The following is a 20041-nucleotide window of genomic DNA, read 5'->3' as shown; positions in this document are numbered from 1 at the left end:
AGCCCGTCGGGGTGTCCCCGGGTGGCCCGCGACCGGGCGGGGGGAGGACGCTCCCGGGGCCGGGCCGCTACTCCTGCGACATCAACTCGGCCGCCACGACCGCGCCCAACTCCGTGCAGGCGGCCAGCGACTCCCGCGTCGGCGGCCCCGCCACCTCCACCGGTGGCCGCACCCGACGCCACTGCAGACCGGTCGCCGCCGCCTCGACCGAGCGCACCGCCCCCGTGGTGTCGCTGCCGCCGTGGACGTACAGCCCATACGGCCGCCGCGTCGTCTCGTGCTGACACACGTAATAAACAGTGTCGAAAAAGTGCTTCAACGCCCCCGACATGTAGCCCAGGTTCGCGGGTGTGCCGAGGAGGTAGCCGTCCGCCTCCAGGACCTCCACCGGCGAGCAGGTGAGGGCGGCTCGTACCCGCACCTCCACCCCCTCGATCTCGGGATCGCGGGCGCCCGCGAGGGTCGCCTCCAGCATTTCGGCGAGCGTGGGCGAGGGCGTGTGGTGCACCACGAGCAGGATGGCCATGGCCACACGCTGCCAGAAGCCGGCCGCGCCGGCGGGCACACCCCGCGCCGCGAGCCGCCGCGTTCCCGCGCCCAGCGGTTCCGCACGTCCTCCATACGGGTGGTTCGTCAAGGAAAAGATGGTGATTCCACCCGTTTGATGCTTTGACACCTGCGCACCATTTGTCACGATAAGAGCACTTTAAGTAATACGTCGATAGGCCAACCGCCCGGCACCTCGGGGAGAACCACCCACATGCGCCTCACCCCCTTGCGGCAACGACTACTGCCCTACCCCCGCACCAAGTCCCCGGCCGACCCGGCCCCCGAGGCCGCCGGCCACACCCCCGCGCCCACCCCCACCCCCGTCCCCCCGCCCGTTCCCGCCCCCGCCGCCCCCGCGGCGCCCACCCTCGTCTCGGTCGTCCGCCGCACACTCGCCCCGGCCGTCCGGGCCACGAACGCGCAGTCCCGCGCGTTCCACACCGTCTACGCGATCGCCACGCTCCCGCTGGTGATCGCGTTGCACCTCGCCCTCTGGGCGTTGTCCACCCCCGGTCGCCTCGGCGTCACCGTTCTGGTCCTCTACGGGATCGCCCGGACCGGGATCCTCACCCCAACCCCCACGCATTGAGTGCACCGCCCGAAGGAGTCCCCATGGTTCTGTCCATCTCCGGTGTCCTGTTCCTTGGCGTCATCGCCTACGTCCTGTTCCGCAAGGACGGATTGCGCATCCCGCACGCCCTCGTCTGCGCCCTCTTCGGGTTCTATCTGGCGGGCAGCTCGATCGCCCCCCACATCACCGCGAGCACCAACAGCATCGCCAACCTCCTCAGCGGCATCACCTTCTGAACCGCCGCCCCGCCGCCCCGCCGCCGCGCCCGCACCCCCGGCGCCGCGCCTCGGCGCACCGGTGAAGCCCTCGCACAGGCGCCGCCTTCGAGTGACTCACCCGTGCGCCGAGGCGAGCGCGGCGGGCGCACCGCTCCCCGAACGTCACGCACAGGCCCCGGATCGTCCCCCGAACCGGGGCCTCCCGCCTACCCGCACCAACCCCCCCACGGAGACCTCATGTCCCCCGGCCCCAAATCCCTCGCCGCCATCGCCCAGCGCGCCAAGGACGGCATCGGCACCACCCGCTCGCGCGCCACGCGGATCCAGCAGCACACGCGCGACACCTTCTCGCCCGTGCTCACCCTCGGCCGCGGCCTGAACCGGCAACTCGCCTGGGCCCGGACCTGGTGGAAGAACGCCTCCGCGGACAAGCGCAAGGCCGGGGCCGCGGTCGTCGCCGGCGCGGTGCTCGCCCTTTACTTCCTGCCGTATGCCCCGCTGATCGCCCTGCTGCTGATCCTGGCCGCCGCCGCCTGGCTCGGCCACGCGGACAAGCCCCCCGCCCCCGAGCCCGGCCCCGACCCCACCGAACTCCGGCTCCAGGCCGTCTACAACGGCCTCGTACCGCACCTCGCCGACGACCACGACCCGGCCAGGCTCTTCCACCCGGGCGGCGCCTACCGCGACGCCTTCCGCGACTGGGAACTCGACGGCGACCGGATCACCCGCCTCGAACTCACCTACAGCCCCTACTTCACCGACGACGACCCCGGCGCCCGCGCCCGGATCGAGCGGGTGCTCCAGGCCAAGCTCGGCCGCGGCCGCGAGTACTTCCACGACTGGGACACCGAGAACAACCGCCTCACCGTCGCCGCGCTGCCCCCGCTGCCCCCCGCCGTCCCGGCCCAGCAGTTCGTCACCGCGCCCTGCGAGATCCTGCTCGGCATCACCGACGCGGACAGCACCAACCGCCGCACCCCGATCCGGGTCGACGGAGCCACCCACCAACTCCCGCCGGTCATCTGGCGCACCGGCAACCGCAGCACCGACCCGCACCTGCTCGCCGTCGCCGCCCCCGGCGCGGGCAAGTCGAACCTGCTGCGCACCATCGCCCTCCAGGCCGCCCGCGACGGCGACATCGTGGTGATCGACGGCAGCGGCTCCGGCGACTACGCCTGCCTGGCCGGGCGCCGCAACATCCTGCGCATCGAGACCGGCTACCACGGCGCCCTGGAGACGCTGACCTGGCTGCGGCACGAGACGGAGCGCCGGATCGCCGCCGTCACCCACGCCAAACAACACGGCACGCCGGTTCCGGACAACGCCCGGCGTCCGCTGTGGGTGATCCTGGACGAGATCACCGAACTCAGCGACCTCGCCGCCGGTCAAGGCACCACCGACCCCCAGGAACTGCTCGACCTGCCGCTGCGCCTGGGCCGGGCCACCCACATCGGCGTGATCACCAGCACCCGCCCCACCCACCTGGACCGGCTGCGTCCCGCGCTGATCGCCGACACCCACGCGCGCGTCGTCCTCGGCCCGCTCGATCCCGAGACCATCCGGACCGTCCTGGGCACCGGCCCCGGCGTCTTTGGCGGCGAGGACATGCCACCCGGGCGCGGCTACGTACGGATCGGCAACGGCCCGGTGGTGCGCATCCAGGTCCCGCACACCCCGGACCCGCTCGAAGAGGACACCCCCGAGGCCGAACGCCGGCGCCTGCTCGCGCTGCTGCCGCACCACGCCGACGCGCTCACCGTCGAGGACCCCACCATCTCGCTCGCCAAGGAACGCCGGCGAGAGCCCGAACCGACCGCCTGACCACCCGGCGCGCGCCCCCTGCCCCGGACGCCGCGCCGCCCCCACGCTTCCGAAGGCCCTCCGAGCGACCGCGGCTCGGAGGGCCGCGACGTGTACCCGGTCTTCGCCCGCCACGCCACCAAATACACAAAACACATCACTTCACCCGCACTGCCGCGCCATGATGGTGCCCCGCACCCCCACGGAGGACGTGGACGCCCAGTGTTCGACCTCGCCAACTTCACCGTCAGCGACATGGTGGTGTGCAGTTCCGAACTGCGCCGGGTCACCGCCGAATCGGCCACCACCGAGGACGCCGCCCGGGCGATCGTGCAGCACCTGCGCACCACCTTTCGCGACCCGGACACCGGACGGTCCCAACTCGTCCTCACCCGTCTGTTCCAGACCATGCCCTGGCGCAACCTCACCCCGGACCTGGAACAGCGCGCCCTGCGTCGGCAACCCGACCTCGTCCCGCACCCCGACCTGCGCTGCCTCACCCTCCTCGCCACCACCGGCGACCACCCCGACTGGTGCGACCGCACCCGCTCGAGCCGGCACCAGGTGGTCGCCTTCCCCAGCGCCGAGGCGGTCCGCCGGGCGCCGATGATCAGCGCCATGCTGGCCCAACTCGGGGTCACCGTCGAGGAGATCGTGGCCGGCCCGCTGAGCGGCGACACCGAATGGGACCGGCACGACATCACCCACATCCCCGACGCGCTGGCCGGCAGCGCCGTCCCGGACAAGGAGTTCATCCGGAGCCACGGCATAAAATCCGTGGTCGGCTACGCCGGCAAGCTCCCGGACGGCGAACTGTTCACCGTCCTGATGTTCACCCGCGTGTACGTTCCGGCCCGGATCGCCGAACTCTTCCGCACCGTCGCCGTCTCCACCCGGCTGGCCCTGCTCCCGCTCAACACCGCGCCCCTGTTCGCCGGCGGCCCGGGACGGCACACCCCCGTCACACACCTCGCCGCCGCCCGCCTGGACGCGCTCGAACAACTCCTGGCCGCCCACGAGGACACCTCCGCGCAGGCGGCCCTGGTCGCCGCCGACGCCCGCGACCGGGTGCGCTCGCAGCAGGAACAACTCGCCTACAAACAGCGCCGGCTCGACCAGGAGACCCGGATCGTCGAGACGCTCTACCGCGTCGGCCAAAAGCTCACCCGCGAACTCAACCTCGAACGCCTGGTCCAGGCCGCCACCGACGCCGCCACCTCGGTGATCGCCGCCGAACACGGCATCTTCCGCTACATCGACTACGACTCCGGCGGCGTCGCCGACACCCGCTACGCGGTCACCAGCCCCGACCCCACCCTGATCGACCGTCTCCCGCGCCCGCGCCCCACCCTCGCGGCGCGCACCCGCCCGCAGACCGCCGTCGTGCCGCCGGCCACCGTGCGCCGCGGCGACCTGACCGAGGACCCGGGCGCCGCCGGACTGCTGCCCTACCGGGTCAGCACGGCCGGGCAACCCCCGGTCCGCAGCCTGCTGACCATCCCGGTGACCACCGCCACCGGTGAGGACCTGGGCGCGTTCTCCTTCTGCCACACCCGGCCCGACGTGTTCACCGAACGCGACGAACAACTCGCCCTCGGCATCGCCGCCCAAGCCGCCACCGCGATCGAGAACGCCCGGCTGTTCCGCAGCGTCCGTGATACCGCCGTGGAACTCCAGCGCAGCCTGCTCCCACAGGTCCCGCCCGACCTGGACGAGCTGGACATCGCCTTCCGCTACCTGCCCGGAGCCAAGGGCCAGCAGGTCGGCGGCGACTGGTTCGACGTGATCCCGCTGTCCGCCGGGCGAATCGCGCTGGTGGTCGGCGACGTGATGGGTCGGGGCCTGCAAGCCGCCGCAGTGATGGGCCAGCTGCGCGCCGCGGTCCGGGCGTACGCGGTCATGGACCTGCCGCCGGCGCAGGTGATGCGGCATCTGAACCGGCTGGTGACCGGGCTCGGCGGCGAGGACCAGATCATCACCTGCGTCTACGCCGTCTACGACCCCGGCGACGCCACCGTGCACTGGTCCAACGCCGGACACCTGCCGCCCGCGCTGATCAGCGCCGACGGCAAGGTCGAACTCCTCGAGGACGACCTCGGTGTCCCGCTCGGCCTGGACGGCACCACCTTCGAGGACGCGATGGTCGGCTTCGACGCCGGCGATCAGCTGCTGCTGTACACCGACGGTCTGGTCGAATCGCACGACGCCTCGCTCACCGACCGGCTCCAGGAACTCACCGAGCACATCGACGGCACCACCGGCGGCACCTGCACCGTCGCCGACGTGGCCGACCTGCTGGCCAAGACGATGCTCACCGGTCAGGAGCCCGACGACGTCGCGCTGCTGCTGGTGCGCGCCCGGCACAGCGTCGAGCGCACCGCCGGACTCGACCTGCCGCCCACCCCGCGCTCGGCCCGCGAGGCGCGCGACTTCGTCCGTGCCACGCTGGCCCGCTGGGGCCTGGTCGACCACAGCGACACGACCTGCTCGGTGGTCACCGAACTCGTCTCCAACGCCGCCGAACACGCCCGCACGCCGATGGAGTTGAGGCTGCGCCACCATCCGGGCCGGCTGATCGTCGAGGTGGTCGACCACGACGGGCGACTGCCCAAGGAGATCGCCTCTCCCGGCCACGACGAGCGGCATCGCGGGTTGTGCATCGTGGCCGGCCTCACCACCGACTGGGGAGTGCGGCCCACCGACACCGGGAAGATCGTCTGGGCGGAGATCCGCGACCGGTGACACCCCGTGGGTTTTCGTTGCGTGGCGGTACACGTCGCCGACGGCGCGTTCGCGGGGCGATTCCGGTGAACCTCGCGAGTTTTATGTCACTTTCTCCCGGTGATGTGATGAATCATCCGTTTTCGGGTAGCTACCCACCGTCACGGACCCCGAGCCGTCCCCGTCGACCCCTCGGTCGGGAATCTTCGGGGCCCGTCACGCGTTCTGCAATCGGACGAGACAGCAAGACCTGTCGATGTGGGTTACCAGCCAGGAGGCACGATTCATGAGTGAGCGAGCTCTCCGCGGCACACGCCTTGGCGCCACCAGCTACGAGACCGATCGCGGTATCGATCTGGCGCCGCGTCGCACCGTGGAATACGAATGCCCCCGGGGGCACCGCTTCGAGATGCCGTTCTCCGTCGAGGCGGAGATCCCGTCGACGTGGGAGTGCCGCAGCTGCGGCGCCGTGGCGCAGCTGGTGGACGGCGCGCCGCCCGAGGAGAAGAAGAACAAGGCGACACGCACGCACTGGGACATGCTCATGGAGCGGCGGACCAGGGAAGAGCTGGAAGAGGTGCTCGCCGAGCGCCTCGCCGTGCTGCGGTCGGGTGGCATCAACCTCCACCACGATCCGCGCGACAACCGCAAGAGCGCCTGAGCGATCCCCGCGCGAGCCCGCTCCGGGCCCGGGCGGATCCCGTCGACAGGTGGCACCGACGCCCGGGGCGCCGACGACCTTCACGGTCGTGGCGCCCCGGGCGTCGTGTTGGCGCGTGTCTTCGAACGGCCGACCGCCCGGGGGCACGCTCAGGGCAGCGGGCGCGGCGGCGGTGGTGGTTCGTCGTCCCGCCGCGGGTCCGGGTCGATCACCTCGCCCTGGATGATCTTGCCGTCGGGGCGATGGATCCGGGCCTGCCGGGTCATGCCGCTCAACCGGGTGCTGCTCGCCACCTTCGCCGCCACCACGGTGCCGATCAGCCGGCGGACCAGCGGCCGGGTGAACGGCAGCACGCACAGCAGCCCCAGCGCGTCGCTGATGAAGCCCGGGATGATCAGCAGCACGCCGCCCAGGATGACCACACCGGCGTCGGCGGCGGCCTTGGTCGCCTCCTTGCCCTGGGCCGCGATCACGGCCGGGTCGGACTGGCCCTCGCGCTGCGCCCGTTCGCCCAGCGCGCGAAGCCGGTTCAGCACCCGGCGGCCCTCGTACCGGATCACCAGCGAGCCCACCGCGATGCCTGCCAGGATCAGCAGGAAGGTCTCGCCCGCGCCGATGGCGCCGCCCACCAGGGTGATCACGTAGATCTCGGCCAGCGGCAGGGCGACGATCGGCAAGAGCTTGACCGCTCGGCGCAGCGGGGTACTCACGAGATCACGTCCTCGGCGGGGTGGCACCGGTGGTGGTGCCGGAGGTACTGGCGGCTTCGGCGTCGGTCGGGCCGGCCGGGGCCGGCACGGGGGCGGCGTCCGGGGCGGGTTCCGGGGTCGGCTCGTCCGCGTACTTGCCGACCCGGCGGCCGACGCCCCACGCGGTGACCCGCCACAGCGCCTCGGCGACGATGGTGTTGCTCATCTTGCTGTTGCCGCGTTCGCGCTCGATGAAGGTGATCGGCACCTCCAGGACGCGGTAGCCCTTGCGGATCGCGCGCCAGGCCAGGTCGACCTGGAAGCAGTAGCCCTGCGAGGCGACTTCGTCCAGGCCGATGCCCAGCAGGGTGTCCCGGCGAAACGCCCGGAAGCCGCCGGTGACGTCGTGGATGTCGACGCCGAGCATCAGCCGCGAGTAGGTGCTGCCGCCTCGAGAGATGAGCTTGCGGTGGCCGGGCCAGTTGACCGCGCCGCCGCCGGGCACCCAGCGCGAGCCGAGCACCAGGTCCGCGTCCCGGACCGCTTCGAGCAGTCGGGGCAGTTGCTCGGGCTGGTGCGACCCGTCGGCGTCCATCTCCACCAGGACGTCGTAACCGCGATCGATGCCCCAGCGGAAGCCGGCGATGTAGGCGGCGCCCAGCCCCTCCTTGCCCGCGCGGTGCATGACCTGGACGTGCGGGTCGTGCTCGGCGAGGGTGTCGGCGATGTCGCCGGTGCCGTCGGGGCTGTTGTCGTCGGCGATGAGCACGTCGACGTCGGGCACCGCGACGCGCAGGCGCGCAACGATCGGCTCGATGTTCTCCGATTCGTTGTAGGTGGGGATGATGACGAGCACCTTGCCGAGATCGGCGAAGCTGGTCTGCTCGCGGTCGGTCACATCATCTCCTTGATGGCGTTGGCTTCGATGGCGTTGTCGATCCGCGTGGCCGGCGCGGGGCGCCGCGTCGCGGTCGAACTGCGGCACCGTGTGGCCCCCTCGCCGGGTCGTCGTGGATCGCTGCGGTCGTGCTCGACACGGTGGCGCGCCGGGCGGGTGATGCAGTGACGGTACAACGGACGAGCCGGCCATTCGGTTTCGCCCTGGGACAGACCCGTGGCCCGCTCGACGGCGCGGGTGGCTCGACGGTATGGGTGGATGGCAGCGGGAACCCGGTCGCCCTTCGGGCCGGCCCCGGACCGGCTGGCTGTCGGTCGCGGTGGTCGTTGTCTACTGGGCGACCGGGCTCTGCCGCGGTCTCACCTTCCGGCGTGGGGTGTGCTCGCGTCCGGCGGGGCGGCTGCACGGGTGCCGCTCTGCCGTTCGTGGCCGCGTGGGGCGGCCTCCCGGGCGCGTGTCACGTCGGTTCCGGACCTGGCGCCCGGTGGCTGTGCCACCTGTGGCCCGGAGGCGTGCGCGTGCTCGGGGAGGGTGTTCTCCTGCCGGTCGTCCTGCGGTGGACCGGGTCGAACGTACTGGGCGATGCGGGCGCGGTGTCAACAATGCACTGACCTGGGCAAACGTGGTATCGGTGCAGGTCAGGCCCCGGGGTGGTGTGACACGGGTGTGGGTGGTGTGCGCCCGCCGGGTGGCGCAATCGTTCCCCCAATGGGTCGCGTCGCACCATTTCGCCCCCGCCGACGACACCGCTTCGACGCGTCGCGGCGCGGCACCCTGCTCGTCCGGAGTCCCGGCGTGTCGTGCGCGCGGGCCGTACGGGGGTGTTGTAGGAGTTGTACACGTACGAGGCCCCACCACGCGAGCGGGCTCCCTCCGTTGCCACATCGACGAGGAGCCCCGAAAGCGCCGGGATCGAGCCGCGGCCGCCCGGTCGGCCGATTTCCCGACACCACCCGCGAGCGCCCGCGGCGGCGTGTGCCGCACACCGCGAGGCTGCCGGCAACTCTCGGACGGGGCCCGGCCGTTGCGGATCGCCGGGGGTCGCGACGGTGGGTGGCCGAGGGGTGGCTCGGGGTGACACGATCGGGGGTCATGGACTATCGCGAGTGCGCGCACGTGGTCGAGGAGTATCACCGCGTGCGGGGGAACGGGCGGCACTTTCCGGAGCTGTTGGCGGCGATGGGGCATCCGGAGCGGGCGCTGCGTGGGATGCAGGTGGTGGGGACCAACGGCAAGGGGTCCACGTGCGCGTTCGCGGTCGCGGCGCTGAACGGGATGGGGCTGCGGGTGGGGAGCATGCCGAGTCCGCATCTGCAGGAGCCGCGCGAGCGGATCCGGGTCGACGGGGTGCCGGTGTCGGAGGAGGAGTACGCGGCGGCCTGTACGGAGGCGGTGGACGCGATCCGGGCCACCGGACTGGCCTACAACGCCTCGTCGTTGCACGCGGCCGCGGCGGCGGCGCACTTTCGGCGGGCGGGGGTCGAACTGGTCGCGGCCGAGGCCAACATCGGCGGGCAGCGCACGGTGGTGCGCAAGTTCGGGCTCGACGTGAAGGTGCTCACCGGGGTCGGCCTGGACCACACCGAGCGGCTGGGCAAAAGCGAGGCGGAGATCGCCCGGGCCAAGGTCGGCGCGACCGTGGACGGGGATCACGTGCTGCTCGGCCGCCTGTCGGCGGAGGCGGCCGCGGCGGCCGAGGAGGTGCTGGCCGGGCACACGGGGCTGACCGTGTGGCGGCTGGGGCGGGAGATCCTGGTCGAGGCGCGGGACGGCGGCCCGGGCGGTGCGCCGCTCCTCGACGTACGGACGCCGCTGGGGGTGCGTCGCGACCTGGTGTGCACGTTGCCGGGCGCGCACCAGTACGACAACCTCGCCCTCGCGGTGGCCGGCGTGGACGCGCTCGTGCAGCGCGGCCATGTGCCCGCGTACCGCGACGAGCGCCTGCGTGCGGGGCTGGCCACGACTCGCTGGCCCGGACGGCTCGAACTGGTCGCGTCGGCGCGCGTGGGGCAGTGGTCGGGACGGGTGTTGCTGGACGGGGCGACCAACGTCCAGGGGCTGGCCGCCGTCGCGCCGGAGATCGCCCGGCACGCGCGCGCCGCGGATCGGGTGCCGCCGGTGGTCGTCTTCGGCGTCATGCGGGAGAAGCCCGCGGCGCGGATGTTGGCCGCGCTGCCGGTCGAGTGGCCCGTGGTGATGACCCGGAGCGGCTCCGGCGACGCGGCCGACCCGGCGGCGCTGTTCGCGCTGCGCGCGGCGGCCGGGGCGGCGCGCTCGGACTGGGTCGAGCCGGACGTGACGGCGGCGCTGGGCCGCGCCGGGAAGCTGGCCGGGGAGGGTGGCCTGGTGGTGGTCCTGGGCTCGCACAAACTGGTCGGCGAGGCCCGCACCGCGCTGGGCCTGGCCCCCGCCTGAACCGCTACGGCTCGCAGCGGCCCGGCCGACCCGGTTCCGGGTCGGTCAGTGGGGGCGGGCCCAGGGCGGGGGGTCGGTTTGCGCGGTGTGCAGGGCCGCCGGCGTGGGGCGTTCGACCGTGTCGGGCACGGTGTCCAGGGGGACGGACAGGGCCCTCGCCCAGGTGCGGCGCCAGTTGAGGCGGCGTTGGGTGCGCGCCGCCTCGCGGCGCGTGCGGGCGGCGGCGCGGCGGGCGATCTCGGCATGGGCCAGGGCCAGGCTGCGCAACCACAGCGGGCGGGTGTGCAGCAGTTCCTCGACGTACGCGGTCGTCCACTTGTTGCTGCGCGGACGCAGTTCCACGATCACCTCCACCGGCAGCGCGAACAGTTCGGCGACCGCGTCGTCGGCGAGCTGGTCGATCACCGCCTCGGCCGCGCGACACACCGCCTCGGCGCGCCGCTGCTGGGCGTGCCACTCCCGGTCCAACCAGCGGGTGACCGCCGCGGAGGCGTGTTCGAGTTCGCGGTCGGCGTGCAGTTCGAGCAGCCAGCGCGGGGGGTCGGTGGCCAGTTCGTGCAGCAGGTCGACGCTGATGTGGTGATCGATCGAGGGCACCCGGTGGGCGATGTCCTCGGCGGGCACGCCGAGCGTTGCCCAGACCCGGTGCGGCCGGGCGAGGGCGCGCAGCGCGGCGATCGCGCGCGGGGCGGCGGCGGTGAGCAGTTCCGCGATTTCCTCCGGTTTGAAGCGGCACTGGTCGGCGATCTCGGCGATGTCGCGTACGCGCGGGTCGGCCATGAAGCGGCGCAGCCGGGCGGGCGCGGTGCCGTGCAGGCGGGCCAGCGCGCAGGCGAAGGCGATCGCGTCGGCCGGGTCGGTCTGTTGGTCGGGGGACAGCGTGGCCAGATAGCTGCGCGCGTGGTGCGCCCGTTCGCGGTTGTGCGCGCGGGTGGCGGCGGCCTTGGCGGCGGCCAGCGAGCGGGACACGGTACGGGCGGCCTCGCGCAGTTCGCGGTCGGCGGCGATGTGCGGGTGCAGGGTGTCCACGTCGGCGGTGCGGTAGTAGCGCACCTCCAGGTCGCGACCGTAGCGCGAGACCCTTACCCGGTCGACCACCGCCAGCCCGGCGGCCCGGGCGACCCGGCGGAAGCGCTCGCGGCTGATCCCGAGGCGTTGCGCGGCCTCGGTGGCGGTCAGCGGTTCCTCGCGTTGCAGCGCGGTGAGGAAGGGGCCCGGGTCGGCGGCGGCGCGGGCGACGGCGTCCGCGTCGAAGGTGCCGTCTTGGTGTTGGGCGAGCAGTCCTGTTCTGGCGGCGAGGCGGACCTGGCGGGGGACGAGCCCCAGTGCCTTGCCGACGCGCGCCGCACCGATGCCTCCTCGGGTCACGACCGGCCCCTTCCGTACGGGTGACACCGAACGGGGCGACGATAGAACGGCTGCGGGGCGCGGGGGAGGTCAAAGGGCGAAATCCGCCCGATCGTGCGGGGAAGCGACGTGGCAAGTTACGGCAAATGGGGGATCATGGGCGACTTCGGCAGTCGGCGGGCGTCGAGCTGAAGTCGGGTTCACCCCCGCGCGTCGAGGCGGAGTTCGAAGCAGGACAGCGGCGCGTGGGCGGTGTACTCCCGGTACGGCGGGATGGGCCGGTAGCCGAGGGCTTCGTACAGGGCGATCGCGCCGGTGCGCTGCGGGAGGCAGTCCAGGACGCAGCGGTCGGCGCCGACGGCGCGGGCGTGTGCGTGCAGGCGGGTCATCAGCGCCCGGGCCGTGCCGTGGCCCCGGGCGTGCGGGAGCACGTACAGGCGCTTGACCTCCGCCGTTCCCGGGTCGAGCAGATGTACGCCGACGCCGCCCACGGGCCGGCCGGCCAGGTGCGCGGTGAAGTAGGCGCCGGGGTGCGCGTAGTAGTCGGCCGGGTCGTCGTGATCGGTGCGGCACCACTCGGGCAGCAGGTCGGGGGAGGCCCAGCCGGCGTGGCCGACCTCCTCGGCGGTCGCGTTGTAGTACGCGAAGAGCAGGTCGCGGGTGTGCGTGAGGTCGGTGTCGATGGTCGGGCCCGGAGTGATTGTCATGGCATGTGACTGTAGGGGCGGGTGGGAGTCGCGCCGGGTGAGGGTGGTGCGGTGCGGGCGTGGGTGTGCGGGGGCCTGGGCGGGGACGTGGGCCCGGGGCGTGGTCCGGGGCGCGGCCGATCAGTGGAACCTGGACGTGTCGCGGGTCGGCGGTGGTGAATGTCCCGGTTTGTGAATTTACCGTGTCATACATGCGCATTGTCATCGCGGGTGGACACGGAAAGATCGCCCTTCGGCTGGAGCGCCTGCTCGCCGATCGCGGACACACGGTGGTCGGGTTCATTCGCAACCCCGATCACGCGAACGACCTGGTCGCGGCCGGTGCCGAGCCCGTCGTGTGCGATCTGGAGCGGGCCCCGGTCGAGGAGGTCGCCGAGCACCTGGCGGGCGCGGACGCGGTGGTGTTCGCGGCCGGCGCGGGCCCGGGCAGCACCCGCGAGCGCACCATGACCGTCGACTACGGCGGCGCGGTCCTGCTGGCGGACGCGGCCGAGGACGCGGGGGTGCGGCGCTACGTGATCGTCTCGTCGATGGGCGCCTCGACCGCGCCGCCGCCCGACACCGACCCGGACTTCGCGCTCTACCTGACCGCCAAGGGCGAGGCCGACGAGGATCTGCGCTCGCGCGGCGCGCTGGACCTGACCATCCTGCGCCCGGGCCGGCTCACCGACGACCCGGGCACCGGACTGATCGCGCTGTCCGAACGCGAGGGTGGCGGCGCGATCCGTCGGGACGACGTGGCGGCGATCCTGGCCGAACTGCTCGAAGAGCCCGGGACCATCGGCCGCACGCTGGAAGCGGTCGGCGGCGACGTGCCGGTCGCCGAGGCGGTCAAGTACGCGGCGGCTAGGCCTCGTTCGTGAGGTCGAGCGCCATCAGCACGTCGTCGACATAACGCCCGGCGAGCAGGAACTCGCCCTCCAGGACGCCCTCGATGCGATAGCCGCAGGCCGTGTACAGGGCGCGCGCGGACGCGTTGCCGCCGAGCACCCGCAGGGTGATGCGGCGGGCACCGCGCCGGCGCGCCTCGGCCTCGGCCGCGGTCAGCAGCAGTCGGCCGATCCGGCGCCCCTGGTGGTCGGGGTGTACCGCGAGGCCGTTGATGATCTGTACGTGGCCGGAGGCCGGGCACAGGGTCGAGCGTTCGAGTTGCACATAGCCGACGACGATGTCGTCCTCGTGGGCGACGAGGGTGTCGCGCACGTGGTCGGCGTCGCGGAAGAAGACCTTGTCGACCGCCCAGCGGGGGGCGGGCGTGACGTCGGGGGACCACGTGAGGTGGTCTATCTCGGCAAGACTGGTCCCGTCCGCCTCGACGGCGGGGCGGACCTGGACGCGGGTTTCCTCCGATGTGCGCGACATCGGATCATCGTCCCATCCGCGGCGGCGCGCCGGGCAGGTCGGGCGGCGGACGATCTTGGCTACGGCTTCGTGTGCGCCGCCTCCGCGCCGCGCGTGCGCCCTAGACTCGCGCGCATGACTTCGTCCGGAACGCCCGAGGATCTGGATCGACTCGCGGCGGGCAAATACGTCCTGTTGACCACGTTTCGCCGGGACGGGCGGGCGGTGGGAACGCCGGTGTGGGTGTTCCGCGACGGCGATGCGCTCGGGGTGTGGACGGCGCGGTCGTCCGGGAAGGTGAAGCGGATCCGTAACAGCGGGCGGGTCACGGTCGCCGAGTGTGATGCGCGGGGGCGCGTGCGGGGGGAGGCGGTGCCGGGGACCGCGTCGCTGTTGGATGCGGCCGGGACGGAGCGGTATCGGGGGTTGATTCGGCGCAAGTTCGGCGTGGTGGGGTGGGTGACGCTCCTCGGGAGCCGGGTGCGGCGGGGGGTGGCGGGGACGGTGGGCGTGCGCGTTGTGCTTGGGGAGCGCGAGTAGGCGCCCGAGCCTGGTGGTGCCGGGTTGGCCTTGAGCGCACTCGGGCCGTGCGGCGGGCTTTGGCCTCGAACGCCGGCCGGGCTGTTTGGCCTCAAGCGCCGGCCGGGCTGGGTGGCTTCAAGCGCCGGCCGGGCTGTTTGGCCTCGAGCGTTGACCCGGCTGGGGGCTTCCAGTGGGGGTCGGGGTGCTTGGGGGCGTGTTGGCTCGGCTGGGTGGGCTTGTGGGCTGAGGGGCTTGGTTTTGGGGGTGGGTTGTGTCGGGTGGGGCTTTTGGGGTTATTGCAGGGGGAGTTTGAAGCCTACGTGGGAGTCTGTGAAGCCCAGGGTCCGGTAGAAGCGGTGGGCGTTTTCTCGGGTGTTGTTGGAGGTTAGTTGGATCAGGGTGGCGCCTCGTTCTCGGGCGCGTTGGATGGTCCAGTGCATCAACGTTGTGCCGAGGCCGTTGCCGCGCTCGGTGCTGTGGATGCGGACCGCCTCCACCAAGGCCCGGGTCGTTCCGCGTTGGGACAGGCCCGGGATGATGGTGAGTTGTAGGGTGCCGATCACCTTCGGGGCGCCGGTTTCCGGGTCCGGGCGGGTCATCACCACCACCTCCTGGTTCGGGTCGGCCGACAGGCGGTCGAAGGCGGCCAGGTACGGGGTCATGTCCTCCTGCGAGTCGCGTCCCGAACCCAGGGTGTCGTCCACCAGGAGGCCGACTATGGCGGCCAGGTCGTCGCGGTTCGCCGGCCGGATTTGGATGTCGTTCATGGTGCCCAACGTAGACGCGCGGGATCGGATGACTTTTGTCAGGTCCATACCGCCAGGGGAGTAGGCGGGAATTCGGCCGCGCGCAGGATCCGTTGACACCATTGAAGGCGGATGCTTGTCAGGCCACATGGCAAGCGGCCTAACGGGGAGGTTCCACGTGGATGCCGTGCACGAGTGGGTGGATCGGCTGGGGGATCTCCCGCCGCTATACGCCTATGTCGTGATCGCACTGGTCGCCATCATCGAGACGGGTCTGCTGCTCGGCGTCTTCGCCCCCGCGGAACCGGTGCTCCTGCTCGGTGGACTGCTCACCTCGACCGGACACCTGGCACTGGTGCCGGTACTGATCATCGCGACCTTGGCCGCGCTCGCCGGGGACACTCTCGGTTACCTGTCCGGCAGACATCGCAGCGAACGCATACGAACCGGGCGCATCGGGCGCAGGGTGGGTGAACATCGGTGGGAACGGGCGGAGGAGATGTTCACCCGCGGCCGGGGCGCGGGCGGCGTGACGGTGATGCTGGGTCGTTGGGTCGCCTTCGCCCGCACACTGCTGCCGCGACTGGCCGGGGCGGCGGGGATGCCCTATCGGCGGTTCGCCCCGTGGAACGCGGTCGGCATCGTGGTGTGGGTGCCGGGCTCGATCATGCTGGGCCGGCTCGCGGGCAGCGCGTACCCGTCGGCGGCGAGCGTGCCCGGTTGGATAGGGGCCGCGATCGTGGCGATCGGGATCGTCGCCGGGGCCGTCACCCTCATTCGGCGCCGGCGGCGGCGCAACGCCGAGGAGGACGGCTCCTCGGCGTTCGCGGACCCCACCGCCGACGCCGCGTCGGGTGACGCGCGCCGCGACTTCGCGGGGGCCACGTCGGCGACCCGAGGGGACAGCGTCGCCTGATCGGCCGGCGGGCATACGCGACGGACAAGCGGGGGCGGGGTCGTGGACCCGGCCCCCTTCGTTGTGCCCGGGCCCCGACCCGGGCCGGGACGTTCAGCCGTGCAGCGCCGCATCGCCGTGCTTGGCCACGTGCTCGTCGAGTGCGGCCAGGGCCCGCGTGACCTCCTCGTGCGAGCCGCCGCCGCGCTGCTCGGTCCAGTACGCGGCGCCCAACTTCTTCAGCAGTGCCGACGCGTCCCGGCCGACCTGGACCTCTTCGACCTTCTGCTTGCCGGTGTTCATCGTGTCCTCGGCCATCTTCTTGGCCTTGTCGAGGAAGCCGCTCATGGCGCCGTTCTCCGTTTCGTTCCGGCCCCGAGATCACAGTCGTGCAGAGTCCACTCGATATTCGATCAACGAACGGCGCACGATCGAGGATCCAGAAGCCGAGTGCACCGGTTCGGCCGGGCATTTCACCCGTTCGGCGCCGCCGGGGTCCGCTCCGCCACAATTGCGACCATGCGTGCGAGCCGCTTGTTGACCATCCTGCTGACCCTGCAGAACCGGGGGCTCGTCACCGCGACCGAGTTGGCCGAGCAGTCGGAGGTGTCCGTCCGGACCGTCTACCGGGACGTGGAGGCGCTGGCGGCGGCCGGGGTGCCGGTCGTTGCCGAGCGCGGTCCCGCGGGCGGCTATCGGCTCCTGGAGGGCTTTCGGACCCGGATCAACGGGCTCACCGACGACGAGGCCCACGCACTGTCCCTGGCCGGGCTGCCGGGCCCGGCGGCGGAACTGGGTCTGGGCGCGGTGGTCGCCTCCGCGCAGCTCAAGGTCCGGGCCGGACTGCCCGCCGAACTGCGCGAGCGCGTCGAGCGGGCCCGACCACGCTTCCACCTGGACGCGCCGGGGTGGTACCGGGAGGCGGACCGCTCGCCCGAGCTGTCCCGGATCGCGGGCGCGGTGTGGACCGATCGGCGGATCCGGGTGCACTACCGGCGGTGGGCCGGCGAGGTCATCCGCGAGCTGGAACCGTACGGGCTCGTGCTCAAGGCGGGGCAGTGGTACCTGGTTGCGCGCTCGGCCGGGGCGGGGGAGCGTCGCGACCGCACCTATCGGGTGGTGCGGATCGAGGAGTTGCACGTGCTCGACGAGGTGTTCGAGCGTGATCCGGACTTCGATCTGGCGGCCTACTGGGAGGACTCGTCCCGAGAGTTCGCCGAGCGGTTGCGGCCGATCGACGCCGAGGTGTTGTTGACCGAGGGCGCGCGGGGAATGGTGCGGCCCCTGTTCGGCGCGCACGTCGCCGAGGTCGTGGAGGCGAGCGCGGGGGAGCCGCTGCCCGACGGTCGGGTGCGGGCCCGGCTCCCGATCGAGACGATCGAGGTGGGGGTGGCCGAACTGCTGCGACTGGGGCCGGAGGTGGAGGTCCTGGGCCCGCCCGAGCTGCGCGCCGCGATCGCCGCCGGCGCCCGCGCGACGGCGGCGCGGTACGGGTAGGCACCCGCGCTGCGCCGCCGCGCCGCCGCGGACCGGCCGCCCGCTACGCCCCGGCCCGCCGGAACAGCCGTACCGCCACCGGGACCGACACCGCGGTCAGGCCCAGCGCCGCCAGTGCCCCCGTGCCGACCGTGCCCCCGTAGTCCCCGACGAACGCCGAGCGCACCGCCAGGACCACGTACCGTAGCGGGTTGGCCCGAGAGAGCCCGTCCAGCCAGTCCGGGGCCAGCGACATCGGCAGCAGGATCCCGGACAGCAGCATCACCGGCAGGTTGACCGAGTTCACCACCGGGGCGAACTCCTGCGGGCTGTCCACCCGCATCGCCAACGCGTAGGACAGCGACGCGATCGACGCGGTCATCAGCGCGACGAAGCCGAATCCGACCAGCATCCCGAGGATCGGCGCGCGCAGCCCGAAGGCCAACCCGACCAGGACCAGCAGCAGCGACTGGACCAGCAGTTGCACGATGTCCTTGAGCACCCGCCCGAGCAGCAGTGCCACGCGGCTCACCGGGGTCACCCGCATTCGCTCCAGGATGCCCTGCTGCTTTTCGATCAGGATGCCGAAACCGGCGAACGCGGCGCTGAACAGTCCGAGTTGCACCAGCAGGCCGGGGACGAGGGTCTGCCAGGAGTCGCCCTTCCCGCCGAGGGGGACCTCGTGCAGGAGCGGCCCGAACAGGACCAGGAACAGCAGGGGTTGCAGCAGCCCGAACACCAACCCGACCCGGGCGGCCAGGGTCTGGCGCAAGTAGCGGCCGAAGATCAGCAGGGTGTCGGCCAGGAACGCGGCCGGCGCGGAAGGCGCGGATGGCGTGGACATGCTCACCTCGGCGGGTCAGACGGCGATCGGGGTCTCGGCGGGCGCGGGGGCGCGCCGGCCGGTGATGGCGATGAAGGCGTCCTGGAGCGAGGCGTCGGGCGAGCCGGCGTACTCGGTCTTGAGCGCGTGTGCGGTGCCCTCGGCGACGACCCGGCCGTGGTCGACGACGACGAGGCGGTCGGCGAGCGCGTCCGCCTCGTCGAGGTAGTGCGTGGTCAGGAAGACCGTGGTGCCCCACTCGTCGCGGATCCGTCGGACCAGGTCCCACAGGTCGACCCGGCTGCCCGGGTCCAGGCCGGTGGTCGGCTCGTCCAGGAACAGCACCTCGGGGCGGTGGAGCACGCCCATCGCGATGTCGAGCCGGCGGCGCTGGCCGCCGGAGAGCGCGGCGCAGGGGCGGTCCAGGAGGTCGGCCAGGTCCAGGGCGGCGGCCAGTTCGGCGGTGCGCGCCCGGGCGGCGGCCCGGTCGAGGCGGTACAGCCGGGCCTGGGTGGTGAGTTCCTCGCGCATGGACACACCCGGGTCGAGGCCGCCGGACTGGGCGACGTAGCCGATCCGTCTGCGTACGCCCGCCGGATCGCGCAGCAGGTCGTGACCGGCCACCGTGGCGCTGCCGCCGGTGGGGGCGAGCAGCGTGGTGAGCATGCGCAGCGTGGTGGTCTTCCCGGCGCCGTTGGGCCCGAGGAAACCCAGGATCTCGCCGGCGGGGACGGTCAGGTCGATGCCGCGGACGGCCTCGACCGTGCCGCGCTTGGTCCGGAAGGTCCGGGCGAGCCCGGTGGTGTGGATGACGGGTGTCATGGGACCACCGAAACACAGTCGCTTAATTTTTGCAACGACCCCAAAATTTAAGAACCCCTAAGATGACTACAATGGCGACATGACGGAGGCCGAACCCGCCGAGGGTCTGCGTGAGCGCAAGAAGCGCCGCACCCGGACGCACATCTCGGACATCGCGACCGGGTTGTTCATGGAACGCGGGTTCGACGCGGTCACCGTCGCGCAGATCGCCGAAGCGGCCGAGGTCTCGGTGAACACCGTGTACAACTACTTCCCGGCGAAGGAGGACCTGTTCTTCGACCGCGAGTCGGAACTGGTGGACCGCCTGTCCCACATCGTGCGCGAGCGCGCGGTGGGCGAGTCGGCCACACGCGCGGTGTTGGCGGTGCTGCGCCGGGACGTGGAGGAGCGCTCGCCCTACGCCGGGCTGTTTCCGGGCTACGAGCGGTGGGCGCGGGTGATGCTGGAATCGCCGGTGCTGGTGGGCCGGCTGTGGCGGATGCAGCAGGCCGGCGCCGACGCGCTGGCGCGCACCCTCGCCGAGGAGGCCGGAGTGGCACCCACCGACCCGGTACCGGAGTTGATCGCCGGCCAACTCGCCGGAATCCAGCAGGCCGTCTTCCGGGGGATCGGCCGCCGCCTGGCCGACGGCGTCGATCCGGACGAGACGGCCGACCGCGCGCTGGAGCAACTGGACGCGGTCGAAACGTTGTTGAGCGCCGAGGTGCTGGGCTACGCGGTTCGCGGATCCGAGTGAGCCGGCTCCGGCGCTTCGGCGGGGTGTGCCGGCGGTGGGGTCGGGGAGGAGCATGACATCGGCCGCGGCGGCGCGTTCGATCCGCGATGATCTGCGTGGTCGGC

The 20041-nt window shown here is 72.4% G+C and carries 21 protein-coding genes; 11 read left to right on the top strand and 10 right to left on the bottom strand.

Annotation, left to right across the window (positions count from 1 at the left end):
- Positions 1 to 67: 67 nt before the first annotated feature.
- Positions 68 to 526: a flavodoxin family protein gene (locus ACH4XV_RS17280; protein WP_395791097.1), complete on the bottom strand. Its 459-nt coding sequence runs from the start codon at positions 524 to 526 to the stop codon at positions 68 to 70.
- A 234-nt stretch (positions 527 to 760) separates the two neighbouring features.
- Here ACH4XV_RS17280 and ACH4XV_RS17275 point away from each other — a divergent pair, with 234 nt between their 5' ends.
- From ACH4XV_RS17275 to ACH4XV_RS17255, 5 genes are all read left to right on the top strand, one after another.
- On the top strand, positions 761 to 1138 hold the full coding sequence (locus tag ACH4XV_RS17275; RefSeq protein ID WP_395790598.1) for a hypothetical protein: 378 nt from the start codon (positions 761 to 763) through the stop codon (positions 1136 to 1138).
- A 23-nt stretch (positions 1139 to 1161) separates the two neighbouring features.
- Positions 1162 to 1356: a DUF2304 domain-containing protein gene (locus tag ACH4XV_RS17270; protein ID WP_380001356.1), complete on the top strand. Its 195-nt coding sequence runs from the start codon at positions 1162 to 1164 to the stop codon at positions 1354 to 1356.
- A gap of 219 nt (positions 1357 to 1575) precedes the next feature.
- Positions 1576 to 3159: an ATP-binding protein gene (locus ACH4XV_RS17265; protein WP_395790596.1), complete on the top strand. Its 1584-nt coding sequence runs from the start codon at positions 1576 to 1578 to the stop codon at positions 3157 to 3159.
- A 201-nt stretch (positions 3160 to 3360) separates the two neighbouring features.
- Positions 3361 to 5880 (top strand): SpoIIE family protein phosphatase, encoded by a 2520-nt coding sequence (locus ACH4XV_RS17260; RefSeq protein ID WP_395790594.1) that lies wholly within the window; start codon positions 3361 to 3363, stop codon positions 5878 to 5880.
- Positions 5881 to 6145: 265 nt separating this feature from the next.
- Positions 6146 to 6520 (top strand): RNA polymerase-binding protein RbpA, encoded by a 375-nt coding sequence (locus ACH4XV_RS17255; protein ID WP_126640085.1) that lies wholly within the window; start codon positions 6146 to 6148, stop codon positions 6518 to 6520.
- Positions 6521 to 6669: 149 nt separating this feature from the next.
- On the opposite strand, the gene ACH4XV_RS17250 is transcribed toward ACH4XV_RS17255, so the two are convergent.
- Together ACH4XV_RS17250 and ACH4XV_RS17245 are read right to left on the bottom strand one after the other, a co-directional pair.
- A complete protein-coding gene (locus ACH4XV_RS17250) occupies positions 6670 to 7230 on the bottom strand; it encodes an FxsA family protein (RefSeq protein WP_395790592.1) in 561 nt (186 codons plus the stop codon).
- Between the two features lie 4 nt (positions 7231 to 7234).
- Positions 7235 to 8107, bottom strand: a complete 873-nt coding sequence (locus tag ACH4XV_RS17245) for a polyprenol monophosphomannose synthase (protein WP_395790590.1) — start codon at positions 8105 to 8107, stop codon at positions 7235 to 7237.
- A 1092-nt stretch (positions 8108 to 9199) separates the two neighbouring features.
- Here ACH4XV_RS17245 and ACH4XV_RS17240 point away from each other — a divergent pair.
- A complete protein-coding gene (locus tag ACH4XV_RS17240; protein ID WP_395790588.1) occupies positions 9200 to 10522 on the top strand; it encodes a bifunctional folylpolyglutamate synthase/dihydrofolate synthase in 1323 nt (440 codons plus the stop codon).
- Positions 10523 to 10567: 45 nt separating this feature from the next.
- Here the strand turns inward: ACH4XV_RS17240 and ACH4XV_RS17235 are convergent, their stop codons facing one another.
- A complete protein-coding gene (locus ACH4XV_RS17235; protein WP_395790586.1) occupies positions 10568 to 11890 on the bottom strand; it encodes a hypothetical protein in 1323 nt (440 codons plus the stop codon).
- Positions 11891 to 12069: 179 nt separating this feature from the next.
- Complete coding sequence (locus tag ACH4XV_RS17230) at positions 12070 to 12576, bottom strand: GNAT family N-acetyltransferase (protein WP_395790584.1); 507 nt, start codon at positions 12574 to 12576, stop codon at positions 12070 to 12072.
- Between the two features lie 191 nt (positions 12577 to 12767).
- Between ACH4XV_RS17230 and ACH4XV_RS17225 the strand changes: the two genes are divergently transcribed.
- On the top strand, positions 12768 to 13439 hold the full coding sequence (locus ACH4XV_RS17225; protein ID WP_395790582.1) for an SDR family oxidoreductase: 672 nt from the start codon (positions 12768 to 12770) through the stop codon (positions 13437 to 13439).
- On the opposite strand, the gene ACH4XV_RS17220 is transcribed toward ACH4XV_RS17225, so the two are convergent.
- A complete protein-coding gene (locus tag ACH4XV_RS17220) occupies positions 13423 to 13938 on the bottom strand; it encodes a GNAT family N-acetyltransferase (RefSeq protein WP_395790580.1) in 516 nt (171 codons plus the stop codon). The two genes, ACH4XV_RS17225 and ACH4XV_RS17220, sit on opposite strands and share 17 nt — an antisense overlap.
- A gap of 114 nt (positions 13939 to 14052) precedes the next feature.
- Here ACH4XV_RS17220 and ACH4XV_RS17215 point away from each other — a divergent pair, with 114 nt between their 5' ends.
- Positions 14053 to 14457 carry a PPOX class F420-dependent oxidoreductase gene (locus ACH4XV_RS17215; protein ID WP_395790578.1) on the top strand — a complete coding sequence of 135 codons (405 nt, stop codon included), beginning with the start codon at positions 14053 to 14055 and terminating at the stop codon, positions 14455 to 14457.
- 275 nt (positions 14458 to 14732) lie between these two features.
- Here the strand turns inward: ACH4XV_RS17215 and ACH4XV_RS17210 are convergent, their stop codons facing one another.
- A complete protein-coding gene (locus tag ACH4XV_RS17210) occupies positions 14733 to 15206 on the bottom strand; it encodes a GNAT family N-acetyltransferase (protein ID WP_380001382.1) in 474 nt (157 codons plus the stop codon).
- Positions 15207 to 15363: 157 nt separating this feature from the next.
- On the opposite strand from ACH4XV_RS17210, the gene ACH4XV_RS17205 reads away from it, so the two are divergent.
- Positions 15364 to 16101, top strand: a complete 738-nt coding sequence (locus ACH4XV_RS17205) for a DedA family protein (RefSeq protein ID WP_395790576.1) — start codon at positions 15364 to 15366, stop codon at positions 16099 to 16101.
- Positions 16102 to 16194: 93 nt separating this feature from the next.
- Here the strand turns inward: ACH4XV_RS17205 and ACH4XV_RS17200 are convergent, their stop codons facing one another.
- Positions 16195 to 16428: a hypothetical protein gene (locus ACH4XV_RS17200; protein ID WP_395790574.1), complete on the bottom strand. Its 234-nt coding sequence runs from the start codon at positions 16426 to 16428 to the stop codon at positions 16195 to 16197.
- 171 nt (positions 16429 to 16599) lie between these two features.
- Here ACH4XV_RS17200 and ACH4XV_RS17195 point away from each other — a divergent pair, with 171 nt between their 5' ends.
- On the top strand, positions 16600 to 17577 hold the full coding sequence (locus ACH4XV_RS17195) for a helix-turn-helix transcriptional regulator (protein ID WP_395790572.1): 978 nt from the start codon (positions 16600 to 16602) through the stop codon (positions 17575 to 17577).
- A 43-nt stretch (positions 17578 to 17620) separates the two neighbouring features.
- On the opposite strand, the gene ACH4XV_RS17190 is transcribed toward ACH4XV_RS17195, so the two are convergent.
- Both ACH4XV_RS17190 and ACH4XV_RS17185 read right to left on the bottom strand, forming a co-directional pair.
- Complete coding sequence (locus ACH4XV_RS17190; protein ID WP_395790570.1) at positions 17621 to 18400, bottom strand: ABC transporter permease; 780 nt, start codon at positions 18398 to 18400, stop codon at positions 17621 to 17623.
- Between the two features lie 15 nt (positions 18401 to 18415).
- Positions 18416 to 19201 carry an ABC transporter ATP-binding protein gene (locus ACH4XV_RS17185; protein WP_395790568.1) on the bottom strand — a complete coding sequence of 262 codons (786 nt, stop codon included), beginning with the start codon at positions 19199 to 19201 and terminating at the stop codon, positions 18416 to 18418.
- A 79-nt stretch (positions 19202 to 19280) separates the two neighbouring features.
- Here ACH4XV_RS17185 and ACH4XV_RS17180 point away from each other — a divergent pair, with 79 nt between their 5' ends.
- Entirely contained in the window at positions 19281 to 19937 is a 657-nt protein-coding gene (locus ACH4XV_RS17180) for a TetR/AcrR family transcriptional regulator (RefSeq protein ID WP_395790566.1), read from the top strand.
- Positions 19938 to 20041 lie beyond the last annotated feature (104 nt).

It is taken from the genome of Embleya sp. NPDC020630, from assembly GCF_044334985.1.
Lineage (GTDB): Bacteria > Actinomycetota > Actinomycetes > Streptomycetales > Streptomycetaceae > Embleya.
Note: the sequence above shows the minus strand (reverse complement) of the source record. Positions and strands in the feature narration are given on the sequence as shown.

Coding starts and splice junctions, on each gene's coding strand:
- ACH4XV_RS17240 (WP_395790588.1), top strand. CDS start 9,200: ATGGACTATCGCGAGTGCGCGCACGTGGTCGAGGAGTATCACCGCGTG.
- ACH4XV_RS17280 (WP_395791097.1), bottom strand. CDS start 526: ATGGCCATCCTGCTCGTGGTGCACCACACGCCCTCGCCCACGCTCGCC.
- ACH4XV_RS17220 (WP_395790580.1), bottom strand. CDS start 13,938: ATGTCGCGCACATCGGAGGAAACCCGCGTCCAGGTCCGCCCCGCCGTC.
- ACH4XV_RS17275 (WP_395790598.1), top strand. CDS start 761: ATGCGCCTCACCCCCTTGCGGCAACGACTACTGCCCTACCCCCGCACC.
- ACH4XV_RS17185 (WP_395790568.1), bottom strand. CDS start 19,201: ATGACACCCGTCATCCACACCACCGGGCTCGCCCGGACCTTCCGGACC.
- ACH4XV_RS17215 (WP_395790578.1), top strand. CDS start 14,053: ATGACTTCGTCCGGAACGCCCGAGGATCTGGATCGACTCGCGGCGGGC.
- ACH4XV_RS17270 (WP_380001356.1), top strand. CDS start 1,162: ATGGTTCTGTCCATCTCCGGTGTCCTGTTCCTTGGCGTCATCGCCTAC.
- ACH4XV_RS17195 (WP_395790572.1), top strand. CDS start 16,600: ATGCGTGCGAGCCGCTTGTTGACCATCCTGCTGACCCTGCAGAACCGG.
- ACH4XV_RS17210 (WP_380001382.1), bottom strand. CDS start 15,206: ATGAACGACATCCAAATCCGGCCGGCGAACCGCGACGACCTGGCCGCC.
- ACH4XV_RS17180 (WP_395790566.1), top strand. CDS start 19,281: ATGACGGAGGCCGAACCCGCCGAGGGTCTGCGTGAGCGCAAGAAGCGC.
- ACH4XV_RS17200 (WP_395790574.1), bottom strand. CDS start 16,428: ATGAGCGGCTTCCTCGACAAGGCCAAGAAGATGGCCGAGGACACGATG.
- ACH4XV_RS17230 (WP_395790584.1), bottom strand. CDS start 12,576: ATGACAATCACTCCGGGCCCGACCATCGACACCGACCTCACGCACACC.
- ACH4XV_RS17190 (WP_395790570.1), bottom strand. CDS start 18,400: ATGTCCACGCCATCCGCGCCTTCCGCGCCGGCCGCGTTCCTGGCCGAC.
- ACH4XV_RS17225 (WP_395790582.1), top strand. CDS start 12,768: ATGCGCATTGTCATCGCGGGTGGACACGGAAAGATCGCCCTTCGGCTG.
- ACH4XV_RS17255 (WP_126640085.1), top strand. CDS start 6,146: ATGAGTGAGCGAGCTCTCCGCGGCACACGCCTTGGCGCCACCAGCTAC.
- ACH4XV_RS17265 (WP_395790596.1), top strand. CDS start 1,576: ATGTCCCCCGGCCCCAAATCCCTCGCCGCCATCGCCCAGCGCGCCAAG.